This window comes from Rhodospirillales bacterium (assembly GCA_018666775.1).
Lineage (GTDB): Bacteria > Pseudomonadota > Alphaproteobacteria > SMXQ01 > SMXQ01 > JABIXC01.
The window spans coordinates 73,435-93,819 of record JABIXC010000010.1 but is presented as its reverse complement, the minus strand read 5'-3'; the positions used below and the strand labels follow the sequence as shown (position 1 = coordinate 93,819).

Genomic DNA, 20,385 nt, shown 5'->3' with positions numbered 1-20,385 from the left:
AAGCCTTGGCAAGCAAATGACAGGGGATTTTTTATTGGGACGCATTTAAGTCATCAATTGGATTAAATAATTCCCCGAATAGCACGTTCAAACACCCCCATAACGCCTTGATCGGACCTTGTTCCTTGTGAAGCTTCGTTCTGTTAGATATAATTGTTGCAAATTAATGGGTTGTGTAAAATTATGAACTCCCATAGAACAGCAAATTGACACCTGGGGGTACTAACGTGCTGCTTACAGAAAATAGGGGTGGTTTTCCGATGGCCCGATTGAAAAATCATGCGGCTTTAATTATGGCTGGTCTGCTTTTAGGCGGCTGTTCATACGTGTCCGATTCGTTGTTTCCTTCACTTTGGGGGGATGATCCAGTGACACCGCCGCCCAGCAAGGTAGCAAAAGCAAGGCCTATTGCGCCAAAGGTGGTCCCTCGTCCGGTGCCCCAGGCGGCAAACCCGCCACGGCTTGGCACATCAACCTTTACGCCACCTAGCGTCACCCCTGGCAGCCCCACCGGCACAGCCGTTGGTGCCAAGGTCGCACAAATGCGCAGCGAATTGGGGCAACTTCAATCCGCCATCAATCGTCATAATTCTCGCCTGCAGCGCACACGGGTTCAAACCATTGCCCATGCCCAGCGCTATCACGGCACTGTGGCCGCCATCAATTCCCGTCTTCAGGTTGGCACCACCCCCGGTAATCCGGTTCTGATAAACCAGTGGAATGTCGCCCAGAGCCAGCTTGATGGTGTTAGCCGCGATATCGCCGCTATGAATTCGCTAGCTAATAATGTCGCCAGCGATTCAGCAACCGCCAGCTATCTGCTTGAAACCACCCGCGCCACCTACGGACTTTCCGGTGCAGTGGACGGCGATCACCGCCAGCTTTCCATTCTGGAAGACGAAGTGAACCGCACTGTGGTTTTAATCGATCGTCTGCTGAATGAACTGAGCGAAGACATCAATCGTCAATCTGCCTATGTCGGCAATGAACGCAAAAACCTCACCACCCTGTCGGTGGCGGTAAAGAACGGCGAACTTCTGGGTTCCAGCCTCGCCAATCGTGCGTTTAATGCAGCCCCCTTCCAGGCGCGGCCAAATTCCGGCTCTCGTGCCATGGCATCGGTCGGTGGCCAACGCCGCCCCTTGGTGGTGATCCGCTTTGATCAGGCCAAGGTTGAATACGAACAAGCCCTCTATTCAGCCATTTCCCGCACCCTTGAACGCAGGCCCCAGGCCGGCTTTGATCTGGTTGCTGTGACGCCAATCCGGGGCAGTGCTGCCAAGGTGGCCCAATCCTCCAATGCAGCGCGCCGCGCCGCAGAACGGGTGCTACGCTCCCTGACATCAATGGGATTGCCCGCAAGCCGCGTCACCCTTTCGGCCGGTACATCCAATCAGGCCCAAACCAACGAAGTGCACATCTACGTGCGTTAAGCCCGGTTTGAAGCCAATGCATTAAAGGGGCAGCTTATGGGCTGCCCCTTTTTTATGGGTCCCCTTTGACAGAACCCGGCGCTGGGGCGTTTAATGGGGATACATAAGCATTTTGCCAAAAGCCGTTTTAAACAGAGGAAATTTTCATGGGCACTTTTCGCACGGATCACTGTTGGGATGACATCATCCCCAGCGAAGAACGTGAAATTTATTCAAGTTTTTTCCCACGCGACGTAAAGGGCCTTGGCCCAAAGCCCGCGCTTCTTGCCATTGATCTTTACAAAAAGGTCTATGCCGGGGGTTCCGGTCCTGTGGTCGAAATCAACCGCAAACATCGCGGGGCCTGTGGCGATCAGGCATGGAATGCCATTGCACCGACAGTAAAATTATTCGAAGCAGCCAGACGTGCAGGCATTCCCATCATTTACACCACCGGCAATCCCAGCGCGGTTTCTGCCACCAACCGCCAACGCAGCGGCGAAAAAGTGGGCGATGGCTATGAAATCAAGGAAGAGTTTGCACCCCAGCCAGAAGACCTGATGATCCGCAAAGAACGGGCATCGGGGTTCTTTGGCACCCCCCTGTTCGCACACCTGAAACAACGCGGCATCGAAAGCCTAATCCTGTGTGGCGAAAGCACATCGGGCTGTTTGCGGGCATCGGTTATTGATGCATTTTCTTATGGGTTCCCCGTGGCCGTCGCCGAAGAATGCTGCTTTGATCGCTCTGTGCTCAGCCACAAGGTTGCCTTGTTTGACCTGCACCATAAATATGCAGATGTCGTCCATGTCGAAGAAATCACATCTGCGCTGGATGGCCTCACTGGCCGTGCGGCAGCTGAATAAAGATCACCAGTAATCCGTACTAGGGAGAACCACCATGGCCAGCCAGCGCATGCCCATATTCCAGAAATTCATCGATGACCTTCGTGCCGCATGGGATAGGGCTGACGACACCAAAAGCGCCATGGAACAAACCCGTGTCCTTTTAGAAGGACTGGTCGATGACAAAAGTTTGCGCATCCATTCAAAAGACTGGCCAAGCACTGAGGGTCACAAAAACCTGCTTTTATATGAAGATTCTGATCACGGATTTGCCATCAATGCCGTTGTCCGCACCCCGGGACGGACCGGCAGCGTCCACGATCATGCCCACGCATGGACAGCTTATGGCGTTCTGGAAGGGGTTGAAAAGCTGGAACGCTATGAACGTCTGGATGATGGCACAAAAGAAGGATACGCCGATCTGCGCATGGAAAGCGTCACCGAAGGCACGCCTGGCACCGTCGATCTGGTGGCACCCTTTGCCATTCATGCAGAACAGGGCGGGCCCCAACGGTCTGTTGCGGTTATTGTCCGGTCTGAACGGTTGGTGGGTCGTGTCACCCAAGGCCGGTTTGATGTCGAGAAAAAAATCATGAGCCAAGGGCACGGCCCAACCCAGGTCCCGTTCGAGCTTGCCTGAGCTTATTTAGGCCAACCCGGCACCGCAACATTATCAATCAATCGCGCAGCCCCAAGCCGTGCTGCGACAAACACCCGTGCAGGCCGGGATGATGATATTTGCGGGCGCAAACTGGTGGCATCCATACAGGCGAGATAATCAATTTTGCCAAACCCGCATGCGCGCAATTTGGAAGTCCCTTCGGCCAAAACATCCCCCGCATCCTGGCCGTCTGAGATTTTTGCAGCAACGTCTGTGATGGTCTGGAAAAGAACCGGTGCGATGGTCCGTTCATCATCAGACAAATAGGCATTGCGCGAAGAAATCGCCAATCCATCTGCTTCACGCACGGTGCCCACGCCTTCAATAGCAACCGCCAAGCCCTGTTCGTTCGCGGTATGGCGGATCACACAAAGCTGCTGGTAATCTTTTTCCCCAAAATAGGCCCGATCCGGTTTTGCCTGTTCCAAAAGCCGGGCCACCACCGTTGCTACCCCGTCGAAATGTCCGGGCCTGTGTTCCCCGCATAGATTTTGGGAAAGCGGACCTGCAGAAAGGCTGGATGCCAAACCATCGGGATACAGCGCATCAACATCGGGGGCATAAAGAAGATCAACCCTGCGTTCACGCAAGAATGCCGTATCTGCCGCACCATCACGGGGATAGGCCTTGAAATCTTCATTGGGGCCGAACTGGGTCGGGTTGACGAAAATACTCACAATCACCCGGTCACATGCTTGGGCCGCCTGATCCATCAAGACACCATGGCCCGAATGTAGGGCCCCCATGGTGGGCACCAGCGCAATGCTCAACCCTGCATCACGCCAGGCTTTCACCCGGGCGCCAAGGCCTTTTGCATCGTTTACGGTTTCTAGTTCAGACGTATCAGACATGATTGAGCTGTAAGTTCATGGGCAGGGATTAATCTTTTATCCCGAAATCAACTTTGGCCCGCGCTTTGCACCAAAACAATGCTCATCACTGGGGAAATTGCGCGCGCGCACATCATCGGCATAGGCGCGAACGGCCGCTTCAATGTCGGAGGTCAGATCGGCATAGCGCTTGACGAATTTTGGTGTGAATTCTCCGAACAGACCAAGCATGTCATCGGAAACAAGAATTTGCCCATCACAGGCCACCGATGCGCCAATGCCAATGGTCGGGATTTTCACGGTCTTGGTAATGGCACGGGCAACCTTTTCAACCGTGCCTTCAACAACCATGGAAAATGCACCCGCATCGGCGACGGCGCGGGCATCATCCATAAGACGTCTTGCGGCTTCTTCATCTTTTCCCTGAATGGCAAAGCCACCCATGGTTCGAACAGATTGTGGCTTCAAACCAATATGGCCCATCACGGGCACACCACGGTCAACCAGGAACCGAATGGTTTCGGCCATTTCCATGCCGCCTTCAAGCTTGATCGCATCACAGCCCGTTTCACGCAACAGGTGGGACGCCGTGCGATAGGCCGCTTCGGGTGATTCTTGATAAGAGCCAAATGGCAAATCAACAATGACACAGGCATGTTCCGCGCCCCGCACCACGGCCGCGCCGTGATTGGCCATCATGTCTATGGTGACACCCAACGTGGTATCCATCCCGTACAACACCATGCCGAGCGAATCGCCCACCAACAGAATATCCACATGGGGGTCCATAATGCGCGCCATGGGGGTGGTATAGGCGGTCAGGCACACAATGGGAGTGGTGCCTTTGCGGGCGGCAAGTTCGGGTACAGTCACGGCGTTTTTCTGCTTAGACATTGGCTTGTCCCGTTGTTTTCAGGCATTGGTTTGGGCATCATTTCGGCTGTTGCCGAGAGTAGTACCCCTATTTCCCTTAACGGGAAATGATTTTTCTATCATTCAGCCTTAATGCATAAAGTACAAAGCCCCGCTAAGATGCTGTTTCTAAATGGCCCACGGAGACCCGTTTGATGACAGTTTTGCAACAAAAAGACCGAAAAACCGGCATTAGATCAGGGTTTCTGATGCTTGCGTTCACAGCCCTTTTGGGGCTTGGGGCCTGTGGAAGCGACCCTGATGGACCAGACAGCGCCATAACTGACGATGCGGGCTTCACCCCCGTTGCGCGCAACAAACCGGTCGTGATCAAAAAAGCCGGTAAAAAAGCCAGTAAACACCACATGGTTTCCAGCGCCAATCCCCATGCATCAAACGTTGGCCGCGATATTTTACGCAAAGGTGGCACAGCCATTGATGCAGCCATTGCCATGCAAATCATGTTGACCCTGGTTGAACCCCAATCTTCGGGCATTGGCGGCGGCGGGTTCCTGCTTCATTTCAACGGCAAAACGGGTGAAATCTCGGCCTATGAAGGCCGGGAAGAAGCCCCGGGGGCCACAACAGAATATATGTTCATGAATACCGATGGCACGTCCATGGTCCGCGATCGCTATCGCGTTGGCGGCATCTCTGTGGCAACGCCGGGCATTTTGCGGGTGCTTGAAACCGTCCATAAAAAATACGGTCGCCTGCCCTGGAAAGACCTGTTCACGCCTACCATCACCTTGGCCCAAAATGGCTTCAAGGTTTCAAAGCGGCTGTATGCTTCGATAAAGCGCGACCGGTATCTTATTCAATACCCAACAGCGCGGAAATATTTTCTGGATGAAACCAACCAGCCAAAGGCGGTTGGCAGTTTGCTCAAGAACCCTGAATTGGCGAACACGTTAACAGCCATCGCCAATCATGGCGCGAACGCCCTGTATCAGGGCGCCATTGCCAGCGACATCGCCAAAGCAACCCAAGCCGACAAAATGCGCCCGGGCCTTTTGGCCGTTCGTGATCTGGCTGCCTATAAAACGAAAAAACGCCCCCAACTTTGTGGCCCATACCGGGTCTGGCTGGTTTGTGGCTTTGGCCCACCCACCGCAGGTGGGGTTACAACCTTGATGGTTTTGTCCATGCTGGAGCGGTTTAAATTACACAAGATAAAACCCGGCAGTGCCAAGGCCGTGCATCTGATATCCGAAGCCTTCCGGCTGGCCAATGCAGATCGTCTGCGGTATGTGGGCGACCCGGATTTTGTCTCAGTCCCCCTTTCAGGGATGCTGAACCCCAAATATCTGGCCGAACGATCTGATCGCATCCGCATTGATCGGGCCATGAAACATGTCTCACCCGGCAAATTTTCCATGCCCAATAAACGCGCCGCAAATTATGTGGCATCAGAAGACGAAGAACAGCCTTCCACGACCCACATGGCCATTGTCGACAAACAGGGCAATACGGTTTCCATGACGGCTTCTGTTGGCGGCGCTTTTGGATCACGCATCATGGTGCGCGGGTTCATGTTGAACAATCACGCAACTGATTTTTCATCCCGCCCCCGCAGCAGATCAGGCCGTCCCAAGGTCAACCGGCCGGGGGCTGGCAAACGGCCCCGATCGGCACAATCACCCACCCTTGTCTTTGATGGGTCCGGAAAACTGCTTTTGGCTGTTGGCTCGCCCGGGGGGACACGGATCATTGGCTATGTGGTCAAAACACTGATCGGGGTTCTGGACTGGAAACTGAACATTCAAGCGGCAATCGAATTACCAAACCACGCAATCCGCCGTGGAAAAATTGAACTGGAACGCGACACCGCCATCACCAACATCGAAGCCGGTCTTAAGGCCCTGGGTCACAAAACCCGCATCAAGAAACTAACCAGCGGATTGCACGCCATTGCGATTGGCAAAGATGGCACGCTTTATGGCGGTGCCGATCCCAGACGTGAAGGCCTGGTGCTGGGAGATTAGTATTTGAAGATTAGTCTTTTTTGGGCAGCCTTAAATGAAAGACAGTGCCGCCCGCGCCTGTTTCAGACAGGTCAATGCTGCCGCCATGGGCTTCCATGACTTCGCGGGCAATGGCCAACCCAAGGCCCGTGCCCCCGGCCCGGGTTGAGCCCGCGAAAGCCTTGAATAAATGTTCAACCGATTTTTCAGGCATCCCCGGTCCATCATCGGATAGTGCCAACCCGATAACGCCGCCATCATCATCTTCATCAATCAATCGGGTGGTTACCGTGGTGGCCCCCGCTTCAAAGGCATTTTTGGTCAAATTGGCAAACACCCGAAACAATTGATCCCGATCCGCCGTCACGTTCAAGTCAACGGGGATTTCCGTCACCATTTTTGTGCCACTGTCTTTTGTGCCCGCGACTGGAACGGCGACGGGAACAGCGACGGGCACTTCGGCCAGCATTTCCACAAGATTAAACCGCGAAAATTTCAGCTCATTGCGTTCCTCGGCAAAATTAAGGGTCTGGGTGCACAGTGCCACGGCCCGATCAATGGCGCGTTCCAGTGTGGGCAAGGCGCGTTTGACATCGGGATCATCACTATAGGCCATGCGTTCAGACACCAATCGTGCGGTGGCCAGCATGTTGCGCAAATCGTGATTGATTTTTGCCACGGCCTCTCCCAGGGCCGCCAGACTTTCACGCTGGCGAAGGGCAGATCGAAGGCGGGTCTGAAGGGTTGAAAGCTCTCGTTCGGCCACGCCAATTTCATCACGCCTGGCACTGGGCACGACCCTGCTTTCCGGATCAAGGGGATCTTCACGAAAGGCCACCATGGACGTTGTGATGCGCCGCATGGGCGCCACCATCAACCATTGCAGGCTGAGGAACACCAGCGCTGCGGTAAACAACGATATGATGACCGATAGCCCCAATATGCGCCATCCATAGGCAATCATTTTATCGCGCAAAGGCCGTTCATCCAAAACCACCGTAACGATGATGTTGGCGTCCCGGGGCGATGGCCCCATAACCCGCAGCACCCGGTTTTTGGATCGGATCAGGGTCGATAACGCATCACCAATCAGGCCGAAGAATGTCGCGTTTGCGAGATTAACCGTCGCATCAACCGAAGGCGGCATATCGGCAGATAACATCAAAACTTTGGAACCCGGTTTCTGCAAAATAACGCCATACCCCTGCACATGGCGCAACAGTTCCTCTTCCAGCGGTTTGGCGATGGCACGATTTGGGGTGGCCTCCAAGGCCATGGTTGCAAGATGGGCCGCAGAGATCCGGTCTTCCATCCAGTTCAGCCGGAACCGGGCGATAGAGGGCGCAAACACCAGAACCTCAGCCAGCATGACGCAGACGATTGTCAGCAACAGAAGGCGCGCCGATAGCGATTTTGCCAATGAAGGCATCGGTGATGGGGCGGGCGGGTGCATGGGTGTCATAACCGGACTTTATCCCAAGAAATGGGTGCAAGGCCATGAATAAGAGGCCTGTTCAAACGGGCTGCAATTTAAAAAAAACGGCATGGCTCCAATGCCAGGAGCCATGCCGGTCAGGGAAAAGCGGATGGGGGACTGCCGCTTTGGGAGAAGAACTACAGAGATTAGTGCTTAGCCGCACAGGGGTTTTTGGCTGCACAGGGGTTTTTAGCAGCACACGGATTTTTAGCCGCGCACGGGTTTTTGGCTGCACAGGGATTACAGGGGCTTTTGGCCTTGCAGGGATTACACGCTGCAACCTGAATAGACGCAACATCTGCCGGTGCTGCAATGGCAGCCGGTAGGGTCATCGCTGTCGCCGCTGCGGCAATGGTCAATGCGGTAAGAGATTTTTTAAACATAAGAACCTCCTTGATTATATTTTACTGGAATTAAAATTTCCGGCTCATTCCGGCACCGATCATCGGGGCCTGGATACAATGCCTATTGAGCGGCAAAACACGTTCCCGGTCCAATGAACTCAGATCACGTTATTGTGAAAGATAGTGGATCAGCCAAACCGGCCCAGAAACCGCACAAGACGACGGGTTCGGTCTGAGAACAGACTGGGGGTATAAAAACTGCCAGCGGCGCGTTTGGTGATTTCAGAAAGCGTTGGATAGGGCGCGATCACAGAGGCCATGTCCTTGACCTTAAGTTTGCCTTGAACCGCAAACACCCAGGGCAGGATCAATTCACCCGCATGGGCGCCAACAATGGATGCGCCAAGAACCTTGCCTTTTTTCGTAACCACCGCCTTTAGCAGGCCATCGGTTGCCCGCTCTGCCCGGGCGCGATCATTTTCAGAAAATTCTGCGCGCAAGACCTGAACGCTATCGCCAAATTGTTCTTTGGCATCTGCTTCGCTTAAACCCACATGGGCCAGCTCTGGCGCGCTGTAGGTGACCCAGGGGATCGCTGAATGATCGGCCTTGGCTGGCAGGCGGAACAGCGCGTTACGGATGACCACGCCCGCGTGGTAGCCCGCGACATGGGTAAATTGATAGCCCCCCGCCACATCGCCAATGGCGAAGATGCGCTTATTGGACGTGCGCAACCGGGCATCCACCTCAATCCCGCGCGGGCTGTGGGTGATCCCTGCCGCATCCAGACCAAGATTTTGAACATTGGGGGCGCGCCCAACAGCCACCAACAGGTGGGAACCCGTAATTTCGCCAATCCCCCCATCTGTCTTTTCAAAAGAAACGCGCAGCTCACCGTTATCGGCTTTTTCAACGGAGCTAACCTTGGCCCCTTCATAGAGCGCCAGGCCCTCATTCTTCATGGCGCTACGCACCACTTCCACCAGCTCTGGATCATCTTTATTCATGATGGTAAGGCCTTCGATCACCGTGACCTCCGCCCCCAGACGGCGATGGGCCTGAGCCATTTCCAGACCAATCGGCCCGCCGCCGATAACAATCAAATGGCGGGGACAATCGGTTAAATCAAAAATGGTTTCGTTGGTAAAATAAGCAACAGAATCAAGGCCCGGAATGGGCGGCACAAAGGCGCGCGACCCCGTCGCAATCACATAGCGCCGCGCCTGAATATGGGCTTCACCCGCAATCAAATCCCGGGGGCCGGTAAATTCTGCTGCAGCACTTATGACCTGCACGCCCAGTTCTTCAAACCGTTCAACGGAATCATGGGGGGCAATGGATGCGATTACCCCATGGACATGATCATGCACCCGGGCGAAATCGGCCTTCACCTCCCCGGCATCAATTCCGAAGCGTGCCCCGTGGCGCGCATCATGGGCCGTGTGGGCAGCTGCCAAAAGAGATTTGGATGGGACACAGCCGGTATTAAGGCAATCACCGCCCATCTTTGCCTTTTCCACCAAAACGCATTTGGCCCCCATTTGTGCGGCACCGGCAGCAACCGAAAGCCCGCCTGAACCGCCACCAATAATGCAAAGATCTGCTTTTATAATATCGGCCATGGATCAGCCCCCCAAACCTGAATGATCGGATTTCTTTTTATCTTTGAACCGTTTGTAAAGCACCGGCACCAATGCCAGCAATCCAAGGCCAGCAATGGGGATCAGAATGTCGGGGGCAAAAATAATACCTAAATCCGGCGTCTTACCTGCGGCGAACAAGGCACCAAGGCCATTGCCCACAGAGGCAAACACAAAACTGCCGGGAATAATGCCAATCAACGTGCCGATGAAATAGGTGCCAATGGGCACCCCAAGAAACGCCGGGACCAGATTAACCAGCCAGAAAGGGAAGATGGGGATCAGCCTTAGAAACAAAAGATAACTGAACGCATTTTCACGAAATCCCTTTTCCATCCGCTGAAGCTGGGGACCCGCGCGGGCACGCAAGGGTTCCCCCAATGCGGTTCGCGCAGCCAGAAACAAGCCCGTAGCCCCAAGGCTCGCCCCAATGACCACATAAACCGTCCCAATCAGGGTACCAAACAGGAACCCACCGGCAATGGTCAGGATGGCACCGCCGGGCAGTGAAATCGCCGTCGACACCGCATAAATCACGATAAAAAGGACCGCTGCCAATATTGCGTTGCTGGCAACGAAGCCCGACAAGGTTTCCTGATGGTCCTTGAGGGCACCAAAATTAAGATATTGATTTAGATCAAGGGCAAAAAAGGCAATCAATGCCGCCGCCATCACCCCAAGCGGCACAAGACGCCCAAGGGAAAATGTAGGCTTGGTGCGAACAGGATCTTCAGACTCAGCCATATAACCATGATCTCCGGGTGTGGGCGCATCTTCTCTCGAAGAGGATGCGCTTGGATTGATCGCTCCATTATTCATATTTTTGATCATTCTGCATTAACCTGTTTTTGGGCTTTCAGACCGGGGCAAATCCGGTAAAGCATTGATTTTCAGGGAATATTCCCCTCATGAGCACAGGGAATGTGCCTGTTTCAAGCCCATGGGTCCAATCAATCCCGTTCACCAAAGGGTGAGGCAGGTGTGATTAAAGTGTTTTTTCCACGAAAAAGGCCATAAAAAGCTCAATCGGAATTGACTTCGCCGCTTTGAAACCGTATACAGCGGGCCTGTTTTCAAACATTCCAATACCCTTGAACGGAGCACGACGTGAAACGTACTTTTCAGCCTTCCAAAATTGTCCGCAAACGTCGCCACGGATTCCGTTCGCGCATGGCTTCCGTCGCTGGTCGCCGTGTTCTTGCATCCCGTCGCAAAAAGGGACGCAAGCGTCTTTCGGCGTAGCCTCTTTATTCGCGCGTTTTTCCCGATTACAGACGCTCAACACAGGCAATTTCCAATTATGTGGCCCGAATGATGGTGATGGTTCTTTCTCATCTGAAACGGCGCCCCGAGTTTTTGCGGGTTGCCAACAAGGGCCTAAAGGCTGTCGCGCCGGGGCTTGTCCTACAAGCACTGGACCGCGATGATGAAAATGCCGACATCCGCGTTGGTTTCACCACCACGCGGCGCATTGGCAATGCGGTTGCCCGCAATCGCGCCCGACGACGCCTGCGTGCGGTGGCCAGAGAAATCATGCCATCCAATGCAACACCGGGACATGATTATGTGTTAATTGGACGTGCCGCGACGAAGTCACGGCCTTATGATGCCCTTACCCGTGACCTTGCGGGGACGCTAAAAAGGCTCGGGCTTTTAATTCGTCCGGAACATTCAAGCAGCACATCCGAAGATAAAACGCAGAAAAAGTCGTGAACGGAATTTCAAAAATGGGCGGGGCAACAAAAATCACAAAATCCATCACCATTTGTGTGCGCTGGACCCTGACCGTTCTGGGGATGGCATTGATCTGGGCATACCGGTTGTTGGTTGCCCCCTTGTTTCCCGCATCATGTCGCTTTAATCCAAGCTGTTCCGCCTATGGGATGGAAGCCCTGAAAACGCACGGGCCCATCCGGGGCAGCTGGCTTACGATCCGCAGAATTTTACGCTGTCACCCCTGGGGTGATCACGGCCATGATCCGGTTCCTGAACCAGATTTGCATTTGGCCAAAAAACAATCTTTTCATCAGTTGCACCGAGGACGGTCATGAACGAACAAAAGAATCTTGTCATTGCCATCATCGTTTCGGTTCTGATTATGGTCAGCTTCCAGTTTTTCTGGGAACGGCCAAAAATTGAAAAGGCAAAGTTACAGCAACAATCCGAACAGCTTGCTGCAACCAAGCCCGGCCAGCCACAAGCTGGTCTCCCACGCGCCCAGATGCCCGCAACCAACACACCTGCCACGCCTTCCGCTACCCCTGGCTTGCCCACCGCAAGCCCATCACCGATGCCCGCCTCCAGCGGGCTCAGTGCCCCGGGGCCTGCCATCGTGTCGACCAAACCCGTCATCACCGGGCCCCGGATAACGTTGGATACCCCTGAATTACAGGGCTCCATCGCATTGAGGGGTGCGCGCATTGACGATGTCATTTTGAAAAAATATCGCGAAACCATTGACGCCAACAGCGATCCCATCCGCCTGTTTTCCCCGATTGGGTCCAAGGGGGCGTATTACGCAGAACATGGTTGGATCTCTTCTGATTCTTCGATCAAGCTCCCCACATCCAACACCTTGTGGAAAGCCGAAGGCAGATCCCTTAGCCCAAGACGCGGCCTGCGCTTGATCTGGGATAATGGCCAGGGCCTTCGCTTCATCCGCAACATCAGCGTCGATGATCACTACATGTTCAAGGTTGTCCAGGAAGTTGAAAACCGGGGTTCAAAACCGGTTCAATTAACGCCCTATGCCCTTGTGAACAGGACCAACACGCCCAGCACGCTGGGGTTTTATATTCTGCATGAAGGCCCGCTCGGGGTGTTCAACGGGACTTTGGAAGAAGTCGATTACGACGACCTGGTGGACAAACGCCAGATCGTCAAAACCACCACGGGCGGCTGGATCGGCATCACCGACAAATACTGGCTTTCAGCCCTTGTTCCCGATCAGAAGACAAAAACCAACATGCGCTTCTTGCACTGGAAAGCAGGGAACAAAGAAAAGTATCAGGTCGATTTTGTCAGCCCTGCTGTGATGATCCCTGCGGGCGGGCGTATGGAAACCACGTCCCATCTGTTCTCAGGTGCCAAACGGGTCAAAATTCTTGATGATTATTCGGAAAAACTCGGGGTCGCCAATTTCGATCTTGCGGTTGATTTTGGCTGGTTCTACTTCCTGACCAAACCATTCTTTTATCTTCTCAATTACCTCAATTCGTTCCTTGGCAATTTTGGCCTTGCCATTCTTGGGGTGACGGTTCTGGTGAAAATTCTGTTCTTCCCCCTGGCCAACAAGTCCTATCGCTCCATGAGCCAGATGAAGAAACTTCAGCCCAAATTGGTGAAACTGAAGGAACAGTACAAAGACGACAAACAGCGCCTTAATCAGGAAATGATGAAACTGTACCAGCGCGAAAAAGTGAACCCGGCATCAAGCTGTCTTCCGGTTATGATCCAGATTCCCGTGTTTTTTGCGCTCTACAAGGTCTTGTTCGTTTCCATCGAAATGCGCCACACCCCCTTCTATGGCTGGATTGAAGATCTATCCGCCCGCGACCCGACATCGTTCATCAACCTGTTTGGTCTTTTGCCATACGACGTTCCGGGCTTTGTGCCTGAGTTCATTTCCATCGGCATATGGCCGCTGATCATGGGCGGATCCATGTTCCTGCAAATGCGCCTTAACCCGCAGCCACCAGACCCTGTGCAGGCACGCATCTTCATGCTGATGCCTATCTTCTTTACCTTCATCATGGCCCCATTCCCGGCTGGTCTGGTGATGTATTGGGCGTGGAACAATACGTTGTCCATGGCGCAGCAGTGGACGATCATGCGGCGCATGGATAAAGCAGAAGCGTCCAAATAATACACCCGCATGGGGGCACAGGAGCCACACCATGAATGATGCATATGAACCGGCAGAACTAGAGGCCGCAAGAAAGCTGTTTCTAGGCCCGGTTGATTTTACCGCAGGGGCTGCCAGCACCGAACATTTGCCGCCGCCTGTTCTGCCAGAGGTTGCCTTTGCCGGACGATCCAATGTCGGGAAATCCAGCCTGATTAACGCATTGACGGGCAGAAAAGCATTGGCCAGGACCTCTTCAACGCCTGGGCGCACCCAACAGATCAACTTTTTTGATCTGGGCGGCGTGCTTGGTCTGGTTGATCTGCCGGGGTACGGATATGCCCGTGTATCCAAAAGCAAAGTCCTGGCATGGACGGAAACCGCAACCTTGTATTTGAAGGGCCGCGTCGGGCTGAAACGGGTCTTTGTCTTAATCGATTGTCGCCGTGGAATCGGGGACAGTGATATCGAAATCATGACTGAGCTGGACAAAGCCGCTGTCAGCTATCAGGTCGTCTTGACCAAATGCGACAAGATTTCCGCCACCAAACAAACGGCTTTGATTGCCCAAACGGCGCTCAACCTTGCCAGACATCCCGCAGCACACCCCGATATTCTGACCAGTTCGGCCGATAAAGGGGCCGGAATTGCAGAACTCCGGGCTGTTATCGCCGCGCTGGCGGCCCTGAAACAATTAGGTTAAAGTCCGCGCGCTATGGATAAAAACAAACACACACCGCAACCCATCTGGCTTGAAAAGGCAAAAACCCTTTCTGAAGCCCTGCCCTACATGCGCAAATATGCCGGGGAAACCTTCGTCATAAAATACGGCGGCCATGCCATGGGCGATCCGGCACTGGCTGAATGTTTCGCCCGGGATGTGGTGTTGATGAAACAAGTTGGCATCAACCCCGTGGTCGTTCACGGCGGTGGGCCCCAGATTGGCCAGATGCTGGAACGGCTCGCCATAAAAAGTGAATTTATCGACGGCCTGCGGGTGACCGACAAAGAAACCGTCGAAATTGTTGAAATGGTGCTGTCAGGCTCCATCAACAAACAGATCGTCACAGCCATAAACGAAGCGGGTGGCAACGCGGTTGGGCTATCGGGCAAGGATGGCAACCTGATCCAGGCGGAAAAAATCCGGCGCCATCGCCGCGAAACCGATTCCAACATCGAAAAAATTCTGGACCTTGGGTTCGTCGGGGAACCGACCCATATCAATCCCCATATCCTCGAAAATTTTGAAGAATCAGATATTATTCCGGTCATCGCGCCCATCGGCATTGGGCCCAATGGGCAAACCTATAACATCAATGCCGATACCGCCGCCGGTGCCATTGCGACCGCGGTCGGGGCCACCCGGTTTCTTCTTTTGACCGATGTGCCGGGCGTGCTTGATGAAAATGAGAATATTCTTAAGGAACTGACCCTTAAGGATACGGAAAATCTGATCAAAAAAGGGGTTATCAGTGGCGGCATGATTCCCAAAGTGGAAACCTGCACCCAGGCGGTCGCTGGCGATGTCGAAGCTGCCGTCATCATCGACGGCACCATCCCCCATGCCTTAATTCTGGAAATTTTCACCGATGCCGGCGTTGGTACCATCATTCGAGACGACTGATAAGCGCCTGATTTAACCTAGCCTGAGAACAAATCTATCTGCCAGGCCATGTCTTGTTCGGACATGGGGTACTCAAGCCCATTTTTGGCCTGAAGCACTTCACGCATGGGAACATTGGCAAACCGGGCCTGTAATTTTATAGCAAATCGCATGCTTAGCCCTGCCTTCCATGACAATGCCGTGACGGCCTTTGCGCTGCGCGCAGACACAATGCGCAATACCACCGCAGGGGCCAGACCGGAAAGCACCGCCAAAGCCTCTGTCACGAATGTCCTGTTCCCGCCCATCAATTCCTCATCGATGGCATCTTGATCAAGCGCATCTTCTGCATGGAGTGCCATAACCTTGGTCCGGGCATCGCTTTCGCGGGTTGGACGTTCTGGTTCTGATTGTTTTTCTGCCCCATCACCATTCATGCGTTCACGCACGGCTTTGCCAACCATATCAACGGTTTCCGCATCCAGATCATCCCGGCGTATTAAGGCACCGAGCACCGCATCGGTCACAAAACTGGACAGTTTGCGCACCGCACCAATCGGCAGGAAGGGCCGCTTCACAATGGGCATTTGCCAATCCTGGGTGCGTCTGGAACCTTCAACAAGGCTATCCAGCGTTTCTTCTCTGATCTGGGCGGATGCATTACCCAACAATGCGGTCACCCCATCAACATCGTCACTAACGACAATGGCATCACACACGTCTTCAGACACACCATCGCGCCGGGAAATCGCCCTGATGGCCCCGGTAACAGCAGTGGTCGAAATTATTTCCAACAAGTCTTCATCGGTCAAAATTGGCGAAAATTCCAAAATTGGCCCCGCCACCTCCAGCTCTGCATCCCGCGCCAGACGCTGGATGATCCCATGGGGCGCATCATGTGCATCTTTCAGGGCCTCAGCAATGACTTGTCGCACCTGGACCAACTGGTCTTGAACCAGAATGTCCAGGGCATCCAATGTCATGGCCCTGACCTTATCCCTTTCATCAGGGCTCAACTCCGGGGCCAGCTGGGAAATCTTCAAGGCCAGATCACACCGAACATTTGTGTCCCCATCGCGGGCCAACAACACATTGGCGTGGGCCGGGGTTTGTTCGTTGGTCGCAATTTCACGTCGCACTTCTGGCGCGGCATCTTCAGCAAGGTAATAAAGCACTTCCGGGCGAATATCCGTGCGCGCGGCAAGCTGCTTGCGAATGGCCGGGTCCGGGTCATTCGCTATTTTCCGGGATTCCTCGTAACTGATGGAATCACTGATGGGATCACTGGGTTTCTGTTTTAAAAAACGGCCAAGGAAGGATGTCATTGTTTGCCCCCTGCCCGTACAGAACCAACCTGCGTTCCCACAGCCACGCCAACATCGGGAGAGGCTGAAAGTGTTAGCTGGCCCTTACCTTTTTTCTTTGAGGCATACATGGCTTCATCGGCACGCGCCATTAATGCTTCCAGACTTTCATCTGATCCCGGCACCTGAACCGCAACCCCAAGGGACATGCCCAAAGGACAATCTTCGCTGCCGGAAAACACCTTCAGGCAATCGGCGGACACCAACAGGTGCTCGGCCATCAAACGGGCATTTGTCTCATTGGTATTATCGAGCCACACCGCGAATTCATCACCCCCAAGGCGCGCCACCAAATCTCCGCCACGGGTGTTGGTTTGTAAAAGTTTTGCTGCTTCGCAAATGGCTTTATCGCCCTGTTCATGGCCATGGGTATCATTAACTTGTTTAAAATTATCAAGATCACAATAGATCAATGTGCCTTCTGTCCCGCCATGACTGGCTCGGGCATAGCGCCTTGCCAAATCGGCAATAAAGCTGCGCCGGTTCAACAGACCCGTCATCCCATCGGTGCGCGACAGCGTCTGGAGCTGTTCATGTTCTGCCACCTGTTCAATCGCAATCCCAAGATGTTCCGCCGCCCGGATCGCAACGTCTTGCTCTTCATCACTCCAAGGGCCAAGGGTAGCGTCCCGTGAAACGTGCAGGACACCATTGACCTCGGCGCGAAAGCGCGTGGCCACAGCAAGGCCGTAGCCTGCTTCATTTTCAACCACCACAACCCCCTTGCGTCCAATGGCAATGCCAATCAGGCCATCAGATACCGGCAATGCTTCACCATTGCTTGCCGCTAAAACGGGCACCCCGTCCTGAATGCTGTAAATGCCGGTCTCCGTTGCCGTCAAAGCCCGCGCAATCGCCGCCGTGGCTGTTTTCATCATGCTTTCGGGTTCCATTTCATCGCGCATGGTACGCAGGATGTAGCTGAAAAGCCTTTCACGGCTGTGGGCCTGGGCCAAAGCAGCATCCCGGGCGCGATCTTCTGTCACATCCCTGCAAACCCCACGCGCCCCTGACCACTGCCCATCCACGCCCTGCAAGGGCTGAACACTGGCAGATAAACATGTGACAGTGCCATCTGCCCGCTTGAACCAAAGCTCTCCGTCTTGCATGGCATGATGGGAACAAAATGGATTGGAAGGGTGCGCCATATCCCCGTCAGGCCCTGCGGCAAGAAAATCGTTCACGTGCCGGCCCACCAATTGATCGGCAGCCCAACCCAGAGCCCCTGCAGGAGACACAAATGCAAACTGTCCCTCAACATCGACTTCCCATGCGAAATCACTGGAAATTTCAACCAGATCCTTAAACCGCTGCCGGGATTCCACAAGGGCATCCCGCAGGTTACAATCCAGCGTAATATCGCGCGCCAGCACCAGAACCAAATCACTGCCAATGGGGACCAAAGACAGTTCAAACCGAATTTCGCCTGAATCTTCAGGAATTTCGATGCTCTCTTTGCGCCCCATCTGATCCTGAGCAGCATCCTTTGCCGACACCAGAAAGGCAGACATCGAAGGGGCGTTTCCAGTGATTGCCCGGGCAATCACTTCGGCGCGGCCATTAACGGCTAGAATAGAACCGCGCGCATCCATGATCAGGGCGGGCGATGAAAGCATTTCCACCTGAACTGGAAATGCGCACGTGCCCCCAATGGTGGCGCCCCCACCCAAGCCAAAAAGTTTCTGCAAAAAATTTCTACCCGCCATGGCCGTCATCACCTGAAATTATTGCCAGTAAAAGACGGCGATGCCTCAAAGACATCAATATCAAAAGATGGACGTCCAAAAAGATAGCCCTGCCCATAACTGACACGGCATTCCTGCAAATAACTAAGCAATGCTTCGTCTTCCACCATTTCCGCAACGGTGTTAATCCGCAGGTCTTTGCACAAGCTGGCCATGGCCTTTAAAAAAGCGCGGCTCTTTGCTGTGCGTAGCGCACCTTTGACATAGGCCCCGTCGATCTTGACCAGATCCACTTCCAGATCCCTGATGTATTGGAACGCCGCCGCACCGGCACCAAAATCATCCAGACAAACCTTATGCCCAACTTGGCGAAAGTTCTGGATGGTCTTGTTAACCCGCTGCAGGTCTTCAATTTTTGATGATTCGGTAATTTCAAACATAACCCATGAACGCAGGCTTTCATGTTTGGCAAAAAGACGGTTAAGCGCATCAACAAATGACTGAGAATTAATGGATGCGCCAGACAGGTTGACCGCAACCTTGTAACGCTTTCCCTGACGGGCCGCATTGTCCATCCATGCGATAACCTTGGCACACATGGCAAGGTCGAATTCTTGAATTAAACCCGTTTTTTCAGCGAACCTGATGGTTTCATAGGGGCTTTTTCCATTGGCCTGATCGTCAAATCTGGCCAATGCCTCATAGTGATGGGGGGTCTTGGCTTTCAAATCAACGATGGGCTGGAAGGCAACGGAAAAATCCCCCCGCGCAACCATTGCCTGGAACGCACCAATGCGATCAATCGCATCGTCCATCATGGTATCCAGCCCGTCCGTTCGGGCGGCGGTGGCAAATGCCTCTGGTTCAGAATCTGCAAATTCAGTGCAAATATAGCCAAGGGCGCGGGCCTGGGTATCGCCGTCGCTGGAATTGGATGCCAAATTAACAGTGGTACTTTCCACCTCTACACCGCGTCCTTCGGGATCGGCTTGGCGAATCATGGACCGCAGACGATCATTTAAAAGATCGATATCGGTTTTATCGTCATGGACGACGCTCAGGTTTTCAGGGTCAATTTCACCAACCAGTTCGCCACCAACAGACGTTTCGTGCAACAATGCACCCATGGCAACATGCATACGATGGGCGCTGTCGGGATCAAGACGCTGGAGCAGTTCATGCATCTGCCCCAACCGGATCATGGTCATCTTGCATTCGGTATCGTCTTCCCCAACATTGGCAAGAACTTCACCGGACCTTGCGGCAAAGGCATCGGCATCCATGATCGGTTCATTTTGTGTGGGCAAGTCTGTCGCAACAGGGCCGCCCAAATGTGCGCCCAAGAAAAAATGGCCCTCAAAATCCGAAAGCTGATATCCAGACAATGACAAAGATGGGGTTGGGCCTGATTTACCCTCCATCCGGATCGATAGACCATTGATGCGCGAACCGGTCTTTGCTTCGGCCAGGGCATGGCGCAACAAAGGCCGATCATCAACACAAACAAGATCCAGAAAATTTCGCCCTTCCAGTGCGCCGGGATCAACGCCGAAAAGGCTTTCGCAAATGCCGCTGGCAAAGACGATTACCCCATCGCCTTCCAGTTCAAAAAGCATGTCAGATGCAGAAAATGCGAATGCAACAAAACGGTCCCGGTCTTGGCGCAACAGGCCGGGTGATAATTCGTCCTCAGAATCTTTTGTGATGAGTGCCATCACGAATTTCCGTTTCTCACGTATGATGCCCCATTCCCCTATCTGCCGCCGGGGCCTTTACGACACTGGACACGCTAAAGGATCAGGCT

General features: G+C 53.7%; 19 protein-coding genes. 10 read left to right on the top strand and 9 right to left on the bottom strand.

What is annotated here, in order from left to right; all coding sequences use genetic code 11:
* Positions 1–260: 260 nt before the first annotated feature.
* The 3 genes from HOJ08_05590 to HOJ08_05580 all read left to right on the top strand — a co-directional run bounded on the left by HOJ08_05590 (position 261) and on the right by HOJ08_05580 (position 2,897).
* On the top strand, positions 261–1,433 hold the full coding sequence (locus HOJ08_05590) for a hypothetical protein (GenBank protein ID MBT5672906.1): 1,173 nt from the start codon (positions 261–263) through the stop codon (positions 1,431–1,433).
* A 146-nt stretch (positions 1,434–1,579) separates the two neighbouring features.
* On the top strand, positions 1,580–2,278 hold the full coding sequence (locus HOJ08_05585) for an isochorismatase family protein (protein MBT5672905.1): 699 nt from the start codon (positions 1,580–1,582) through the stop codon (positions 2,276–2,278).
* A gap of 34 nt (positions 2,279–2,312) precedes the next feature.
* Positions 2,313–2,897, top strand: coding sequence for a hypothetical protein (locus HOJ08_05580; GenBank protein MBT5672904.1), 585 nt, complete (start codon positions 2,313–2,315; stop codon positions 2,895–2,897).
* Between the two features lie 2 nt (positions 2,898–2,899).
* Here HOJ08_05580 and HOJ08_05575 read toward each other — a convergent pair whose 3' ends face one another.
* Positions 2,900–3,769, bottom strand: coding sequence for a pantoate--beta-alanine ligase (locus HOJ08_05575; GenBank protein ID MBT5672903.1), 870 nt, complete (start codon positions 3,767–3,769; stop codon positions 2,900–2,902).
* A gap of 36 nt (positions 3,770–3,805) precedes the next feature.
* Positions 3,806–4,642: a 3-methyl-2-oxobutanoate hydroxymethyltransferase gene (gene panB / locus HOJ08_05570; protein MBT5672902.1), complete on the bottom strand. Its 837-nt coding sequence runs from the start codon at positions 4,640–4,642 to the stop codon at positions 3,806–3,808.
* A gap of 173 nt (positions 4,643–4,815) precedes the next feature.
* Here panB and ggt point away from each other — a divergent pair, with 173 nt between their 5' ends.
* Positions 4,816–6,645: a gamma-glutamyltransferase gene (gene ggt, locus HOJ08_05565; GenBank protein MBT5672901.1), complete on the top strand. Its 1,830-nt coding sequence runs from the start codon at positions 4,816–4,818 to the stop codon at positions 6,643–6,645.
* A 10-nt stretch (positions 6,646–6,655) separates the two neighbouring features.
* Here ggt and HOJ08_05560 read toward each other — a convergent pair whose 3' ends face one another.
* The 4 genes from HOJ08_05560 to HOJ08_05545 all read right to left on the bottom strand — a co-directional run bounded on the left by HOJ08_05560 (position 6,656) and on the right by HOJ08_05545 (position 10,829).
* The gene (locus HOJ08_05560; GenBank protein ID MBT5672900.1) at positions 6,656–8,086 is read right to left on the bottom strand and encodes a HAMP domain-containing histidine kinase; all 1,431 of its coding nucleotides are present in this window, start codon (positions 8,084–8,086) and stop codon (positions 6,656–6,658) included.
* Positions 8,087–8,247: 161 nt separating this feature from the next.
* A complete protein-coding gene (locus HOJ08_05555) occupies positions 8,248–8,433 on the bottom strand; it encodes a hypothetical protein (protein ID MBT5672899.1) in 186 nt (61 codons plus the stop codon).
* A gap of 200 nt (positions 8,434–8,633) precedes the next feature.
* Entirely contained in the window at positions 8,634–10,067 is a 1,434-nt protein-coding gene (locus tag HOJ08_05550) for an FAD-dependent oxidoreductase (protein ID MBT5672898.1), read from the bottom strand.
* Between the two features lie 3 nt (positions 10,068–10,070).
* Positions 10,071–10,829, bottom strand: a complete 759-nt coding sequence (locus HOJ08_05545) for a TVP38/TMEM64 family protein (protein MBT5672897.1) — start codon at positions 10,827–10,829, stop codon at positions 10,071–10,073.
* A gap of 363 nt (positions 10,830–11,192) precedes the next feature.
* On the opposite strand from HOJ08_05545, the gene rpmH reads away from it, so the two are divergent.
* The 6 genes from rpmH (at position 11,193) to argB (ending at position 15,553) form a co-directional block, all read left to right on the top strand.
* Positions 11,193–11,327, top strand: a complete 135-nt coding sequence (gene rpmH / locus HOJ08_05540; GenBank protein ID MBT5672896.1) for a 50S ribosomal protein L34 — start codon at positions 11,193–11,195, stop codon at positions 11,325–11,327.
* A 69-nt stretch (positions 11,328–11,396) separates the two neighbouring features.
* On the top strand, positions 11,397–11,798 hold the full coding sequence (gene rnpA / locus HOJ08_05535; protein MBT5672895.1) for a ribonuclease P protein component: 402 nt from the start codon (positions 11,397–11,399) through the stop codon (positions 11,796–11,798).
* Positions 11,799–11,812: 14 nt separating this feature from the next.
* Positions 11,813–12,136, top strand: coding sequence for a membrane protein insertion efficiency factor YidD (gene yidD / locus HOJ08_05530; protein ID MBT5672894.1), 324 nt, complete (start codon positions 11,813–11,815; stop codon positions 12,134–12,136).
* The gene (yidC, locus tag HOJ08_05525) at positions 12,133–13,950 is read left to right on the top strand and encodes a membrane protein insertase YidC (GenBank protein ID MBT5672893.1); all 1,818 of its coding nucleotides are present in this window, start codon (positions 12,133–12,135) and stop codon (positions 13,948–13,950) included. The genes yidD and yidC overlap by 4 nt, the downstream gene beginning before the upstream one ends.
* 31 nt (positions 13,951–13,981) lie before the next feature.
* Positions 13,982–14,632: a YihA family ribosome biogenesis GTP-binding protein gene (locus HOJ08_05520; GenBank protein ID MBT5672892.1), complete on the top strand. Its 651-nt coding sequence runs from the start codon at positions 13,982–13,984 to the stop codon at positions 14,630–14,632.
* A 12-nt stretch (positions 14,633–14,644) separates the two neighbouring features.
* On the top strand, positions 14,645–15,553 hold the full coding sequence (argB, locus tag HOJ08_05515; protein ID MBT5672891.1) for an acetylglutamate kinase: 909 nt from the start codon (positions 14,645–14,647) through the stop codon (positions 15,551–15,553).
* A gap of 17 nt (positions 15,554–15,570) precedes the next feature.
* Here the strand turns inward: argB and HOJ08_05510 are convergent, their stop codons facing one another.
* The 3 genes from HOJ08_05510 to HOJ08_05500 are packed head-to-tail and all read right to left on the bottom strand — an operon-like array spanning position 15,571 to position 20,296.
* Positions 15,571–16,857, bottom strand: coding sequence for a DUF2336 domain-containing protein (locus HOJ08_05510; GenBank protein MBT5672890.1), 1,287 nt, complete (start codon positions 16,855–16,857; stop codon positions 15,571–15,573).
* On the bottom strand, positions 16,854–18,602 hold the full coding sequence (locus HOJ08_05505; protein MBT5672889.1) for a diguanylate cyclase: 1,749 nt from the start codon (positions 18,600–18,602) through the stop codon (positions 16,854–16,856). The genes HOJ08_05510 and HOJ08_05505 overlap by 4 nt, the downstream gene beginning before the upstream one ends.
* Before the next feature lie 8 nt (positions 18,603–18,610).
* Positions 18,611–20,296: an EAL domain-containing protein gene (locus tag HOJ08_05500; protein ID MBT5672888.1), complete on the bottom strand. Its 1,686-nt coding sequence runs from the start codon at positions 20,294–20,296 to the stop codon at positions 18,611–18,613.
* Positions 20,297–20,385: the final 89 nt, after the last annotated feature.

What these genes read in the sequence shown, in the direction of transcription:
- HOJ08_05590 (MBT5672906.1), top strand. Translation starts at nt 261, where the DNA reads ATGGCCCGATTGAAAAATCATGCGGCTTTAATTATGGCTGGTCTGCTT.
- HOJ08_05585 (MBT5672905.1), top strand. Translation starts at nt 1,580, where the DNA reads ATGGGCACTTTTCGCACGGATCACTGTTGGGATGACATCATCCCCAGC.
- HOJ08_05580 (MBT5672904.1), top strand. Translation starts at nt 2,313, where the DNA reads ATGGCCAGCCAGCGCATGCCCATATTCCAGAAATTCATCGATGACCTT.
- HOJ08_05575 (MBT5672903.1), bottom strand. Translation starts at nt 3,769, where the DNA reads ATGTCTGATACGTCTGAACTAGAAACCGTAAACGATGCAAAAGGCCTT.
- panB (MBT5672902.1), bottom strand. Translation starts at nt 4,642, where the DNA reads ATGTCTAAGCAGAAAAACGCCGTGACTGTACCCGAACTTGCCGCCCGC.
- ggt (MBT5672901.1), top strand. Translation starts at nt 4,816, where the DNA reads ATGACAGTTTTGCAACAAAAAGACCGAAAAACCGGCATTAGATCAGGG.
- HOJ08_05560 (MBT5672900.1), bottom strand. Translation starts at nt 8,086, where the DNA reads ATGACACCCATGCACCCGCCCGCCCCATCACCGATGCCTTCATTGGCA.
- HOJ08_05555 (MBT5672899.1), bottom strand. Translation starts at nt 8,433, where the DNA reads ATGACCCTACCGGCTGCCATTGCAGCACCGGCAGATGTTGCGTCTATT.
- HOJ08_05550 (MBT5672898.1), bottom strand. Translation starts at nt 10,067, where the DNA reads ATGGCCGATATTATAAAAGCAGATCTTTGCATTATTGGTGGCGGTTCA.
- HOJ08_05545 (MBT5672897.1), bottom strand. Translation starts at nt 10,829, where the DNA reads ATGGCTGAGTCTGAAGATCCTGTTCGCACCAAGCCTACATTTTCCCTT.
- rnpA (MBT5672895.1), top strand. Translation starts at nt 11,397, where the DNA reads ATGATGGTGATGGTTCTTTCTCATCTGAAACGGCGCCCCGAGTTTTTG.
- yidD (MBT5672894.1), top strand. Translation starts at nt 11,813, where the DNA reads ATGGGCGGGGCAACAAAAATCACAAAATCCATCACCATTTGTGTGCGC.
- yidC (MBT5672893.1), top strand. Translation starts at nt 12,133, where the DNA reads ATGAACGAACAAAAGAATCTTGTCATTGCCATCATCGTTTCGGTTCTG.
- HOJ08_05520 (MBT5672892.1), top strand. Translation starts at nt 13,982, where the DNA reads ATGAATGATGCATATGAACCGGCAGAACTAGAGGCCGCAAGAAAGCTG.
- argB (MBT5672891.1), top strand. Translation starts at nt 14,645, where the DNA reads ATGGATAAAAACAAACACACACCGCAACCCATCTGGCTTGAAAAGGCA.
- HOJ08_05510 (MBT5672890.1), bottom strand. Translation starts at nt 16,857, where the DNA reads ATGACATCCTTCCTTGGCCGTTTTTTAAAACAGAAACCCAGTGATCCC.
- HOJ08_05505 (MBT5672889.1), bottom strand. Translation starts at nt 18,602, where the DNA reads ATGGCGGGTAGAAATTTTTTGCAGAAACTTTTTGGCTTGGGTGGGGGC.
- HOJ08_05500 (MBT5672888.1), bottom strand. Translation starts at nt 20,296, where the DNA reads ATGGCACTCATCACAAAAGATTCTGAGGACGAATTATCACCCGGCCTG.